The following is an 11,977-nucleotide window of genomic DNA, read 5'->3' as shown; positions in this document are numbered from 1 at the left end:
TGAGATATTCATGACGGCCGACAGAACCATTTCCGGTATCCTCTTCGACAAGGACGGAACGCTGCTCGATTACGTAAAAAGCTGGGTTCCGGTCAATTACGAGGTCGCCAGCATCGCGGCCAATGGCGATGCGGCTCTGGCAAGACGCCTGCTGGTGGCCGGCGGCATGGATCCCGATACCGGCCATGTCACGCCCGACAGCCTGCTGGCCGCAGGCAATACGATCGAGATCGCCACCGGCATGGTCGCGGCCGGCGCCCCCTATACGGTCGAGGCGCTGACGGTGAAGCTCGATGGATTGTTTTCCAATTCGGCCGCCTATGCGGTGCCGGTGACCGACCTTGCAACCTTCTTTGCCGGCCTTCATGCCAAGGGCTACCGCCTCGGCGTTGCCTCCAGCGACAACGAACGCTCGATCCGGGAAACCGCAAAACGCTTTGGTTTCGACGGTTATCTTCATTATGTCGCAGGCTATGACAGCGGCTTCGGCACCAAGCCGCAGCCCGGCATGGTGCACGGTTTCTGCGCGGCGACCGGGCTTGAGCCCCACCAGATCGCGGTCGTCGGCGACAACAATCACGACCTGCACATGGGCCGCAACGCCGGCGCCGGCTTGACGGTTGCGGTCCTCACCGGCACCGGCTCGCCGCAATCTCTGGCTGCCGCATCCGATCATTGCCTCAACGACATCACCGAGCTTGAAACGGTTTTGGTGTAACGCGCGCTCTGTTCCTTAGCGGAACAACTGCATCAGCAGTGACGGCGCGTTGTTGGCAATGTTCAGCGCCTGGACGGCCAGCTGCACCTGTGCCTGCACCGCTTTCAGCTTGGTCGAGGCATCGTTCATATCGGCATCCACCAGCCGGCCGATGCCCTTCTGGATCGTCGATGTCAGCGTCCTGTTGAAATCCGTCTGCATGTCGATGCGCATGCTGAGCGATCCGAGCGTCGCTGCCCGGTCCGTCAGGGTCGAATGGATGTCGTCATAGCGCTTCAGCAGCAGATCGGTGGCGGTTTCGACGAGATCGTCGGGCACTTCCCCCATATGCGAGGCGCTGAACATATCGTCGGTGCCCATGCCGATCTGGGTGCGGCCGTTGAAGGCCGGTAGCCAGGCGGTGGTCTTGGCCGGATCCGGATGCGGCACGCCGCCGGTCATGCCGTCCGCCTGTGGCGTGTCGGCCAGGCCGTTCTGCGCCGAGGTGCTGCCATCGGCATTCTTGTAGGTGGCCGGGCCGAAGACGTTGAGGTTGCTGTCGCCATAGATGTTGATGATGCCGACTTTGCCCTTGGTATAGCTCGCAACGATGCCGCCAAAGGCGACATTGGTGTCGGGAGGGCTCATCTCGATATAGTTCAGCGTCTTGCCGTTGCCATCGACATAGCTTTTCTCGGTATAATGCAGATCGCCCGGCGCCAGCAGGTTGCGGCCGTTGAACGACGAAGACTGCGTGGTGGACAGAAACTGTTTTTCCAGCTCGTAGATTTCCGAGCTGACCTTGTAGCGGTCCACCCCCGGTTCTTTCATCGCCATGATCTTGGTCTTGATCTCCGACGTAATGGAAATGAGGTCCTCCATCCCCTGATAGGACACATCGACAAGGGCAGCCCCCAGTTCCAGCGCGTCGATGACGGTGCTCGTGGCCTTGGTGGTGTTGCGCATGTCGGTGGCGATCGACCAGTAGGCCGCATTGTCGGCTGCTTCCGATATGCGCATGCCGGTGGTAATGACATCCTGCATCTTGGCATGGGTGCTGTCATTATGGCGCAGAACCGCCAAAGCGGCGGTGGCCGCCGAGTTGAAACTTATGTTCATTTTCAGGTCCGCTACGAAAAACAAAAAAACGGAAAGACACCAGATCTGGTTAACCGAGAGTGCCGCAGTCTGGTTAATACTCGGTATAGCGCGGAGGGTGCAACGGCTCTTCCGGTAACGTCTGGCGGTGGCGCATCGGTAGCAGAAGACGCCTGCAGACGCGCTCGCGGCTTGCAATTGCCGGCAATCTGACGTTTTGTGTCGCCGGCTGCGACGGTTTTTTCTGCGGAAAAATTGTTTTCGGCAGGACGAAAAATGTGCCGCGCGCAACGTTGCGAAAACCGGGAGACACCGGCCGGCGCGGGGAGGCCTGGAAGGACTGATGGTTTCTGATGCACCGCCATTCTGGTGGACCAAGGCGGATTGGCGCGCCTATGGCCTCTGGCCTTTTTCTTGGATTTATGGACGTATTTCCGGCTCGCGCATGGATCATGCGCGCCGCGCTTCCGTGCCGGTTCCGGTCATCTGCGTCGGCAATTTCACCGTCGGTGGCGCCGGCAAGACCCCGACCGCGATCGCCTTGGCACGGGCTGCGCGCCGGCGCGGCTTGAAGCCCGGCTTTCTGAGCCGCGGCTATGGCGGCTCGCTCGATGTCACCACCGTGGTCGATCCCACCCATCACCGCGCCCGCGACGTCGGCGACGAGCCGCTGCTGCTTGCCCGCGAAGGCCTGGCCGTCATCTGCCGCAAGCGCGTCGAGGGCGCACGCCGCCTGGTGGCCGAAGGCGCCGATATCATCATCATGGATGATGGGTTTCAGAGCGCCCGGCTGACATTCGATTTTTCCCTTCTGGTGATCGACAGCCGCCGCGGTATCGGCAACGGCTTCCTCATCCCATCCGGTCCGGTCAGGGCGCCGATCCCCCAGCAGATCCGCTATGCCTCCGCAATCTTGAAGATCGGCAACGGTGATCGGGCCGACGCTCTCATCCGCCGCTGCGCCCGCGCCGGCAAGCAGATCTATGCCGCCAATGTCGAGCATCTGGATGATGGCGGTCTGAAGAATGTAGAGGTTCTGGGCTGGGCGGGGATTGCCGATCCGGAGAAATTCTTCCGCACGATCCGCGAGACCGGCGCCGTGATCGCCGAGACCCGCAGCTTCCCCGATCACCACCATTTTTCCAGCGACGAAATCGCCGACCTGCTCGATCATGCCTCTGCCAAGGGCTACCAGCTGGTAACCACCGCCAAGGACATGGTGCGGCTGGAACCCGAGCATGGCCGCGCCGGCGAGCTGATGGAAAAAAGCAGGGTGATAGAGGTGGAGGTCCGTTTCGACGACCCCGGCTCACCCGGCAAGATCATCGATGCGGCGGTGAAAGCCGCGCGCACCCGCAAACTGCGCAAGTCGCCCGCATAGATGTGGCGCCTCGTACGAGGCTTTAGACTGCTGACAAGGTATTATCTGATAACTCTGCAGGTCACTTGGGAAATTGTGCCTATCGCCAAATTCCCCTCATCCCCGCCCTTGTGGTGGGGATCCAGCCAGCTCAAGTCCTTGAGCTGAAAGGGTCTTTTGACCCGACAGACGTCGGGTCACTGGATCCCCGCCACAAGGGCGGGGATGAGGGAGAGTGGGGTGTCGACGCTTAGTTCACGCTTTAACTAAACCCTATTGGTTCGGCAGGATGCCCGCGCGCTTGTCGGCGTCGTAGGACGCCTGCGCATCCGCATAGGGTTCCTGGCGCGCGACGCTCCAGTAGCGCAGTTCATCGACCGGGATGATGGCGCCGGTCATGGCGCAGATGACATGCGATCCGGGCAGCACGATCTGGAAGTCGCCGTCGAGATAGCGGATCTTGGCTTCCCGGTTGCCATTGCCCTCAAATCTGTTCATCGTCCTGCGACCCCGCATGATTTTTCGCCCGCCGTTCAGAAACGCTATCGAGGCATCCACGATGGACACGATCGGGAAGAAGCGCTCCAGCGTCATCTATTTTGAACATGCTCTCTAGCGCGGCAAGCGACGGATTTCCAGCGCAATTGACGGCCCGTTTGCTCAACTGCGCCCAAACAGCCGTTCGATATCGGAAAGCTTGATCTCGATATAGGTCGGCCGGCCGTGGTTGCACTGGCCGGAACCGGGCGTTGCCTCCATCTGCCGCAACAGCGCATTCATCTCTTCCGGCCGCAGCCGCCGCCCGGAGCGCACGGAGCCGTGGCAGGCCATGGTGGCGGCGAGATAATCGAGCCGGCTGGCAAGACCGTTGGCCGTGTCCCATTCGGCCAGCTCGTCGGCCAGCTGCCGCACCAATCCGGCGGCATCCATCTCGCCGAGCATGGAGGGCGTCTCGCGAATGGCGATGGCGCCGGGACCAAAACGCTCGATGCCGAGCCCAAGCCGTGAAAATTCGGCGGAATGACCGATCAACCGGTCGCAATCGTCTTCCGGCAGATCGACGATCTCGGGAATGAGCAGGGCCTGTGCCGGGATCGGCCGCGAATTCAGCCCTTTGCGCAGTTCCTCAAAGACCAGCCGTTCATGGGCTGCGTGCTGATCGACGATGACGAGGCCGTCTTCCGTCTGGGCGACGATATAGTTTTCGTGCAGCTGCGCACGCGCCGCGCCAAGCGGATGCGCCTTGTCGGGCTGCCGGGCTGCAGCCGGGTCCATCTCGGCCATCGGCGCGCGGGCGGATGGCGTCGTTATCCCGTCAAAGGCCGCTTGCGGACGTTCTGCAAAGCCGTTTGACCCGGAACCGGTTGACCCCGAACCATTTGACGTAAAACCATTTGACGTTGAGCCGAAATCCATCGGCCGGTAGGGGGAGGCGGCGGCCGTCCAGTTTGCGTTCGGCCGGTGCTGTCCAGACCGGTGCTGTTCAGGCCGGTGCTGCCAGGCTTGCTCATTTTGCGGCTGCCCGGTCCGGAACGCCCGCATCAGGCCGCTGGCGCCGGTTGTCGAGGCCCTATCGCCATCCTGCGCCAGGGCCTGGCGGATCGCGCCGATGATCAGCCCGCGCACCAGGCCCGGATCGCGGAAGCGCACGTCGGATTTTGCCGGATGCACGTTGACATCGACCACGTCCGGATCGACCGTCAGCGACAGCACCGCCACCGGATAGCGCCCTTGCGGGATCGTTTCGGCATAGGCGGCGCGCAGGGCAGACCAGATCAGCTTGTCCTGGACGGGGCGGCCATTGACGAAGGCATATTGCTGCAGCGAATTGCCGCGGTTGAAGGTCGGTACGCCGGCAAAGCCGCTCAGCCGCGCGCCCTCGCGCTCCGCATCGATCTCGATTGCGTTGTCGCGGAAATCGCGCCCCAGCACCTGGGCGATGCGGGCCAGCCGGTCGTCGCCGGTGGAGGCAAATTCCAGCGTCGTGCGGTCAGAGCCCGACAGCACGAAACGCACGCCCGGAAAGGCGATCGCCATGCGCCGCACCACGTCCGAGATCGCCGACGCCTCGGCCCGTTCGGTCTTCATGAAGTTGAGCCGGGCGGGTGTCGCAAAGAACAGGTCGCGCACCTCGACCACGGTGCCCTGGTTGACGGCGGCGGGTCTGACCGGCTGCAGCTTGCCGCCGAAAACGCCGATCTCGGCGCCGTGGCTCGCGCCGCCCGGCCGGCTGGTGATCGTCAGCCGCGCGACAGAGCCGATGGAGGGCAGGGCCTCGCCGCGAAATCCGAGCGTGCGGATATCAAGAAGATTGTCGGAGAGCTTGGAGGTGCAATGACGCCGCACGGCAAGCTCCAGATCATCAGGCCCCATGCCGCAGCCATTGTCGGTCACCCGCAACAGCGTCTTGCCGCCGCCGGCGGTGGCAATCTCGATGCGGGTTGCGCCGGCATCGAGCGCGTTTTCGATCAGTTCCTTGGCGGCGCTCGCGGGTCTTTCGATGACCTCGCCGGCGGCGATCTGGTTGATGAGGGTTTCGGAGAGCTGCTTGATGGCCATGATCTATTGTCCGGGATTCGGCGGCACATGAAAAGTGTTCCAAGGGGTCTATCCCCGGCTGTGTCGCGATGTGGGGACCAGACAAATTCGGCCGGGTTTAATCTGGCCTTAATACAAAGCTGCGACGTTCGGCGACGACCTGAATGAGCACAGGTTTTGTCATTTGGAGCCTGTGGCGCAGCTGTCCGCCCGGGAACGGCCCCCCAGATACGGCCTGACCGGCGCGTTGTCAGCATGTCCCGCAAAAAGAAGCCGCCAAGGTTATTAAGAGGGCTGTGCAATGAATGATGTAGCGTCTTTCGGCGCGAACATCCAGAAAACCGTGCTTGAGGCGACGTCTGACGCGCTCGGCTTGGCGATTCTTGTCTGCGACAAGAATGATGAGATTGTGTTTGCGAGCCGCCCCATTCTGCAATTCTATCCGATTCCAGTGCATTTTCTGGAGGCCGGCACCCGGCTGAAGGATTTTCTCGGCGCCATCTTCGATTCCGGTGTGCGCAGCGGCACGGCGCCCGAGACCAGCCGCCGCCATTCCAATCGCGACGAGTGGATTTCCGAGCATCTGTCCCATCACTGGCGCGAGCGCTTCGACGTTGTCGAGCGTATCGGCCGCCATCGCTGGATCAATGTGCGCAAGCGCCGCCTGTCGAGCGGTCTCGGCATTGTCGCGATCAACGATGTCTCCGAGCAGAAAAAACGCGAAGAGCAGATGCAGCTCGATATGGAGCGCGTCGAGCTGACCGAGGGCATCCTCGACTGCCTGCCCAATCCGATCTGCGTCAAGGATCGCAATCTGAGCTACATCGCCGTCAACAAGGCATTCTGCACCATTCATGGCATGACACCCGATGCCATCCTCGGGCGTTCCGTCTGGGATCTGCTCGAGCCGGATCTCGCCGAAAAATTCGAACGCTCCGACCGCAAGACGCTGGACAGCGGCGATGTCCATTGCCAGCCGGAGCAGATCGTTCAGGCCGATGGAGAGGATCTGTGGGTCGTCACCCGCAAGTTCCGCGTCGGCGATCCCGGCAAACATCTCCTGGTCACCTGCATGAACGACGTGACCGATCTGGTCGTCGGCTATAACGGCCTGGATGACGCCGCCTCCGGCCGCTCGCCGCTGGAGGTGCGAGACTACAGCGCGTTCGTGCCGGCGCAGAACTGCTACGACCCGTTCCGGTCGATCGACATGCAGCATCTGGTCGAAGCTGGCGCGATCATTGATCCCGACATGAAGGGCAAGCAGAAAATCCTTTTGATGACGGCAGCGGCAGCGCTTGAAATCAACCTGGTGCCACAGTTGCGCCGCTGGGGTTTTGATGCCTGCGCGGTCAGAAACGCCATCGAGCTTGCAGCCTTCAAGGATGCGTGCACGGCGCGTGGCGTCACCCTTGATGCCCTCCTGATCGACGGCATGATGACGGATGCGCTGGCAACGGTCGCAGGCTGGACGATCTCTCCGTCCCTGGTGATCGCCAGGGATTGGAAAGCGGTCGAACTGCGCACTGAAATTCTCACGCTCTGCGAAAACGGCGTCGGCGCCCTGCCTTCGGTGGAGGAAGATGGCCCCGCAGATTGGGAGATCATCGTGCCGGACGCAACCCTCACCGGCCGTCCGATGCCGGAGGTCGAAGTGGTGGTCGCCGAAGACAACGAAATCAACCAGTTCGTCTTTGCCCAGATCCTCGAAGGCATCGGCATATCCTACCGCATCGCCGCCAATGGCGAGGAAGCCGTCAAGCTCTGGCAGCAATACCGGCCGAACCTGGTGCTGATGGATGTCTCGATGCCGGTGATGAATGGTTTTGACGCCACGCGTGCCATCCGGGCGCTCGAAAAGAACGCGTCTTTCCAGACCCCGATCATCGCCGTGACGGCCCAGGCGCTCGATATCGATATCGAACACAGCAAGCAGGCCGGCATGGACGATTACATCACCAAGCCGATCAGCCCGGACATGATCGAAGCCGTCTACCGCAAGTTCGTCAACATCAAAGCCGAACGCATGGTTGGCTGACCGTTTGATCAAAACAAGCAATTAACGGAGAAAAACGCGAATAAAAGCACAGGCTTGAACCATATGGATGTCAACTCCCTAGAATTAGGGTGAGAGAGGGAGACAGAGCAGAAGGCACGCTTTCGAAATCTTAACCCTCCATGCCCATCGTCTGTTCCTGACACTGCTTGAATCCAATCCTGGGAATGCGTTTATGAAGTCTGCTGAAACACCGTCTCAGCACATCAGCCGGAATGACCTGCATGCAATGGCCTACACCGATCCGCTGACCGGGCTGGGCAATTCCTACAAGCTGCGTGACAAGGTGCGCGAAATCGCCGCCGAGCGCGCCAGCGATCCTGCGCCATTCACCATCGGCCTTGCCAATCTCGACGGGTTCAAGCCGATCAACGATCTCTTCGGCCCCAGTGCCGGCGATGAAATCCTGTGCCAGGTGGCAAGCCGGCTGCTGGCCTGCGTGCCGGACGGCGCAACCGTCATTCGCGCCGGTGGCGACGAGTTCGGCTTCGTTCTGCCGCTGGTCTTTGAGCGCAAGGCGGCCGAAAAGATCGGCCACATGCTGAAAGAGGTGCTGTCGGCGCCTTTCGATCTCGGCGAGCGCAATGTCCGCCTCTCGGCCTCCTTCGGCTTTGCCGTCTATCCCTTCGCCGGCGAGGACTTCGAGGATCTGTTGAAAAGCGCCGATACGGCGCTCTACCGTTCCAAACGCCGCGGCCGTGGCCAGATCACCGTCTATTCCCAGGAAATCGCCCAGGAGATGAAGCGGGCGACGCAGCTGGAACAGGCGCTGCGCAACGCCATCATCGCCGATGAGGTCGATGTCCATTTCCAGCCGATCGTCAATTTAAAGACGGAAATGGTCGTGGGCTTTGAAGCGCTGGCCCGCTGGTGCGATCCGGACCTCGGCTATGTCTCTCCCGCCGTCTTCGTGCCGCTTGCTGAAGAACGCGGCTTTATCGATTCTCTGTCCGAGACGCTTTTGCGCAAGGCGGCGGAAACGGCGCTGCTCTGGCCGAAGGAATTGTTCCTGTCGTTCAACCTGTCGTCGGCCCAGCTGATGGACCCGATGACGGCCACCAACGTCCTATCGATCATCCAGCGTGCCGGGCTTGATCCGCGCCGGCTGGAGCTCGAAATTACAGAAACCGCCGTGATGACCGATGCGGATGTGGCCCAGCGGATCGTCACCGAACTGCGCGCCGCCGGCGTGCGCATTTCGCTCGATGATTTCGGCACCGGGCAATCCAGCCTTGGCCGCCTGCGCGATTTCTCCTTCGACAAGGTCAAGGTCGATCGCGCCTTCGTGTCGCGCATCTCCGCCGACCGTGCATCCGAGCATATCGTCAAGGCGATCATCGCCATGTGCGACGGCCTCAATCTCGAAGTCGTTGCCGAAGGCATCGAGGATTTCTCCGAGGCGCTGAAGCTGAAAGGTCTCGGCTGCGGCATGGGGCAGGGCTATTTCTACGGCAAGCCCGCCGATTCCGTCACGACGCTGCGCTATCTTGCCGAAAAATATCATGACAACGGACCGGCCCTGTCCGTCGCTGTCTGATCCGACCGTTTAGAGCCTCATGGATCGTACGAGGCACTAGCTCTCCCGTTCCCGGCGGCCTTCTTCCAGAAGCCAGTCGCGCACCCGGCCTGCCTGCTGGTTGAGCTCGCGCGAGCGCGGCCAGACGACGTAGAAGGCGAGATCGGTCTTCAGCACATGATTGCCGACGGGAACGAGCGCGCCCGAGCGGACCTGCCGTTCGATGAGGTGGTTCCAGCCGAGTGCGATGCCTTCGCCGGCCAGCACGGCCTGGATGACCAGGACATAATCGTTCAATGTCAGCCGCCGCGCCTTGGCGGGATAGGGCACACCGGCGCTCGAAAACCACTCCTGCCAGCTATAGGCCTGCCTGACCGGTTCCTCCAGATGGATCAGCGGATGTTTCAGCAGGTCCGCCGGCCGCTGCGGCATGCCGTTTGCCTCGACGAAGGCGGGCGACGCCACCGCGCAGATCACTTCCGGCGCCAGAAGCGCGGTATGGTAACGCGGCCAGTTGACCGGATCGCCGCCGCCGCGAATGGCAAGCGGGATCGGCTCTTCCTCCAGATCCAGATCGCGCACGCTGGTCTGGATGCGCAGGTCGATCTCCGGCAGGTCCTCGCGCAGTTTGGTCAGCCGCGGCAGCATCCACATGGAGGCAAAGGCGGTCGAGGCGGCGAGCGTCACATTGGTCTCGCGGCGCTTGGCGCGAATGTCCTCGGCCGATTTCTGGATGCGCGACAGGCCAAGCGACACGTCCGCATGGAATTTTTCGCCCGCTTCGGTCAATTGCACAGCGCGGTGGACCCGGTGAAACAAGGGCACGCCAAGCTGCTCTTCCAGCCCGCGAATGGCATAGGAGACGGCGGCCTGCGTCATCGCCAGCTCATTGGCAGCACGGGTGAAATTCTGATGCCGCCCGGCTGCCTCAAAGACGATCAGGCTGGAGGCGGAGGGAAGCAGGCGGCGCAGGGTTTCCATAAGGTGAGCTTATATCATGTCTCCAATTTTTCCAGCGTTACATTGGCCTTTTTCACGATTAGCCTCGGAATGACAAAAGGGAGGCCTATCATGGAAACGCTTGTGGATACCGACGTCGAACCGGCAAGACGCGCACGCCCGGCCCGCTCAGCGCGGCGCGACAATTCCGCCAGGATCGTGGGCATTCCCTACATCGCCCGCAACATCCCGACCTATGACATTCTCAGCGAAGAAAACCTTCAAAAGATCGAGCGCGTTGCCGACCGCATCCTGTCCGAAGTCGGTATCGAGTTTCGCGACGACCCGGTCTCGCTGGAGCATTGGAAGCGGGCAGGGGCAAAGGTGGACGGTGTGCTCGTCCGCTTCGAGCCGGGCATGCTGAACGAGATCGTCTCGAGCGCGCCCGCCCAGTTTACCCAGCATGCCCGCAATCCCGCCCATAATGTCGAGATCGGCGGCAAGAACGTCGTCTTTGCCCCGGCCTATGGTTCGCCCTTCGTCATGGACCTCGACAAGGGCCGCCGCTATGGCACGCTGGAGGATTTCCGCAACTTCATCAAGCTGGCCCAGTCGAGCCCGTGGCTGCATCATTCCGGCGGTACGATCTGCGAGCCGGTCGATATTCCCGTCAACAAGCGCCATCTCGACATGGTCTACAGCCACATCAAATATTCCGACCGCGCCTTCATGGGCTCGATCACGCAGGAGGACCGCGCGGAAGATTCCATCGATATGGCGCGGATCGTCTTCGGGCGCGATTTCGTCGATCGCAACTGTGTCATCCTTGGCAATGTCAACGTCAACTCGCCGCTCGTCTGGGACGGCACGATGACGAAATCGCTGCGCGCCTATGCCCGCGCCAACCAGGCGGCGGTGATCGTGCCCTTCATTCTGGGCGGCGCCATGGGTCCCGTTACCAATGCCGGGGCCATCGCCCAGTCCTATGCCGAGACGCTGGCGGGCTGTGCGCTGACGCAGCTGGAACGCAAGGGCGCGCCGGTGATTTTCGGCAATTTCCTCTCCTCGATGTCGCTGCGCTCGGGCTCGCCGACCTTCGGCACGCCGGAACCGGCCATCGGCTCCATGGTCATCGGCCAACTCGCCCGGCGGCTGAAACTGCCCTTGCGCTGCGCCGGCAATTTCTCCAATTCAAAACTGCCGGATGGGCAGGCCATGCAGGAAGGCGTCATGTCGATGTTGTCGGCCGTGCATTGCGGCGCCAATTTCATCCTGCATTCGGCAGGTTTCCTCGATGGGCTGCTTGCCATGTCCTATGAGAAGTTCGTGATGGACACCGATTTCTGCGGCGCGCTGCATTCCTATCTTGCCGGTGTCGTGGTGGATGACAATACGCTCGCCATGGACGCCTTCCTGCAGGTCGGGCCCGGCAGCCATTTTCTCGGCTGCGACCACACGATGCGCAACTACCAGACGGCCTTCTGGGATTCCGCCCTGTCGGACAACGAGCCCTTTGAGAAGTGGAGCGAGGAGGGCGGCTCGACCGACATGGCCACGCGCGCCAACCGGCGCTGGAAAAAGACGCTGGCCGAATACGAAGCGCCGCCCCTGGACGTGGCAATCGATGACGCTCTGGCGGAATATATGACACGACGCAAGAACAGCATGGCGGATGCGTGGTATTGAGGGGGTACCCCTCACCAAGCGCGCCCATGCACTCAGCTTCGCTTCGTGCGGGCTTGCTATCCTCTCCCGCAAGGGGAGAGGTAGAGC

9 protein-coding genes are annotated in these 11,977 nt (G+C 61.7%); 5 read left to right on the top strand and 4 right to left on the bottom strand.

All coding sequences use genetic code 11. The annotated features are described in order from the left end of the window. Window positions 1-10: 10 nt before the first annotated feature. Window positions 11-718, top strand: coding sequence for an HAD family hydrolase (locus PYR65_RS18250; protein ID WP_276119001.1), 708 nt, complete (start codon window positions 11-13; stop codon window positions 716-718). Window positions 719-733: 15 nt separating this feature from the next. On the opposite strand, the gene PYR65_RS18245 is transcribed toward PYR65_RS18250, so the two are convergent. Then, window positions 734-1,816, bottom strand: a complete 1,083-nt coding sequence (locus PYR65_RS18245; RefSeq protein ID WP_276119000.1) for a flagellin N-terminal helical domain-containing protein — start codon at window positions 1,814-1,816, stop codon at window positions 734-736. 322 nt (window positions 1,817-2,138) lie between these two features. On the opposite strand from PYR65_RS18245, the gene lpxK reads away from it, so the two are divergent. Continuing rightward, window positions 2,139-3,176, top strand: coding sequence for a tetraacyldisaccharide 4'-kinase (gene lpxK, locus PYR65_RS18240; RefSeq protein ID WP_276118999.1), 1,038 nt, complete (start codon window positions 2,139-2,141; stop codon window positions 3,174-3,176). 252 nt (window positions 3,177-3,428) lie between these two features. Here lpxK and PYR65_RS18235 read toward each other — a convergent pair whose 3' ends face one another. Together PYR65_RS18235 and mutL are read right to left on the bottom strand one after the other, a co-directional pair. After that, entirely contained in the window at window positions 3,429-3,653 is a 225-nt protein-coding gene (locus tag PYR65_RS18235; protein WP_060636542.1) for a DUF2093 domain-containing protein, read from the bottom strand. Window positions 3,654-3,815: 162 nt separating this feature from the next. Then, window positions 3,816-5,714 carry a DNA mismatch repair endonuclease MutL gene (mutL, locus tag PYR65_RS18230; protein WP_276118998.1) on the bottom strand — a complete coding sequence of 633 codons (1,899 nt, stop codon included), beginning with the start codon at window positions 5,712-5,714 and terminating at the stop codon, window positions 3,816-3,818. 280 nt (window positions 5,715-5,994) lie between these two features. On the opposite strand from mutL, the gene PYR65_RS18225 reads away from it, so the two are divergent. Next, window positions 5,995-7,731: a response regulator gene (locus PYR65_RS18225; RefSeq protein ID WP_276118997.1), complete on the top strand. Its 1,737-nt coding sequence runs from the start codon at window positions 5,995-5,997 to the stop codon at window positions 7,729-7,731. A 193-nt stretch (window positions 7,732-7,924) separates the two neighbouring features. After that, window positions 7,925-9,286 carry a putative bifunctional diguanylate cyclase/phosphodiesterase gene (locus tag PYR65_RS18220; RefSeq protein ID WP_276118996.1) on the top strand — a complete coding sequence of 454 codons (1,362 nt, stop codon included), beginning with the start codon at window positions 7,925-7,927 and terminating at the stop codon, window positions 9,284-9,286. A 36-nt stretch (window positions 9,287-9,322) separates the two neighbouring features. Here the strand turns inward: PYR65_RS18220 and PYR65_RS18215 are convergent, their stop codons facing one another. Further along, the gene (locus PYR65_RS18215; protein WP_276118995.1) at window positions 9,323-10,246 is read right to left on the bottom strand and encodes a LysR substrate-binding domain-containing protein; all 924 of its coding nucleotides are present in this window, start codon (window positions 10,244-10,246) and stop codon (window positions 9,323-9,325) included. 90 nt (window positions 10,247-10,336) lie between these two features. Here PYR65_RS18215 and PYR65_RS18210 point away from each other — a divergent pair, with 90 nt between their 5' ends. Further along, window positions 10,337-11,890: a trimethylamine methyltransferase family protein gene (locus PYR65_RS18210; protein WP_060636516.1), complete on the top strand. Its 1,554-nt coding sequence runs from the start codon at window positions 10,337-10,339 to the stop codon at window positions 11,888-11,890. The last annotated feature ends 87 nt before the right edge of the window (window positions 11,891-11,977 follow it).

This window comes from Pararhizobium qamdonense (assembly GCF_029277445.1).
Taxonomy (GTDB): Bacteria; Pseudomonadota; Alphaproteobacteria; order Rhizobiales; family Rhizobiaceae; genus Pararhizobium; species Pararhizobium qamdonense.
The sequence above is the reverse complement of the archived record's forward strand: the minus strand, read 5'-3'. Positions and strand labels throughout refer to the sequence as shown.

Bases quoted from the DNA above. Each gene is read 5' to 3' on its own strand.
- PYR65_RS18225 (WP_276118997.1), top strand. From the start codon at position 5,995: ATGAATGATGTAGCGTCTTTCGGCGCGAACATCCAGAAAACCGTGCTT.
- PYR65_RS18215 (WP_276118995.1), bottom strand. From the start codon at position 10,246: ATGGAAACCCTGCGCCGCCTGCTTCCCTCCGCCTCCAGCCTGATCGTC.
- PYR65_RS18245 (WP_276119000.1), bottom strand. From the start codon at position 1,816: ATGAACATAAGTTTCAACTCGGCGGCCACCGCCGCTTTGGCGGTTCTG.
- PYR65_RS18250 (WP_276119001.1), top strand. From the start codon at position 11: ATGACGGCCGACAGAACCATTTCCGGTATCCTCTTCGACAAGGACGGA.
- PYR65_RS18210 (WP_060636516.1), top strand. From the start codon at position 10,337: ATGGAAACGCTTGTGGATACCGACGTCGAACCGGCAAGACGCGCACGC.
- PYR65_RS18220 (WP_276118996.1), top strand. From the start codon at position 7,925: ATGAAGTCTGCTGAAACACCGTCTCAGCACATCAGCCGGAATGACCTG.
- lpxK (WP_276118999.1), top strand. From the start codon at position 2,139: ATGGTTTCTGATGCACCGCCATTCTGGTGGACCAAGGCGGATTGGCGC.
- PYR65_RS18235 (WP_060636542.1), bottom strand. From the start codon at position 3,653: ATGAACAGATTTGAGGGCAATGGCAACCGGGAAGCCAAGATCCGCTAT.
- mutL (WP_276118998.1), bottom strand. From the start codon at position 5,714: ATGGCCATCAAGCAGCTCTCCGAAACCCTCATCAACCAGATCGCCGCC.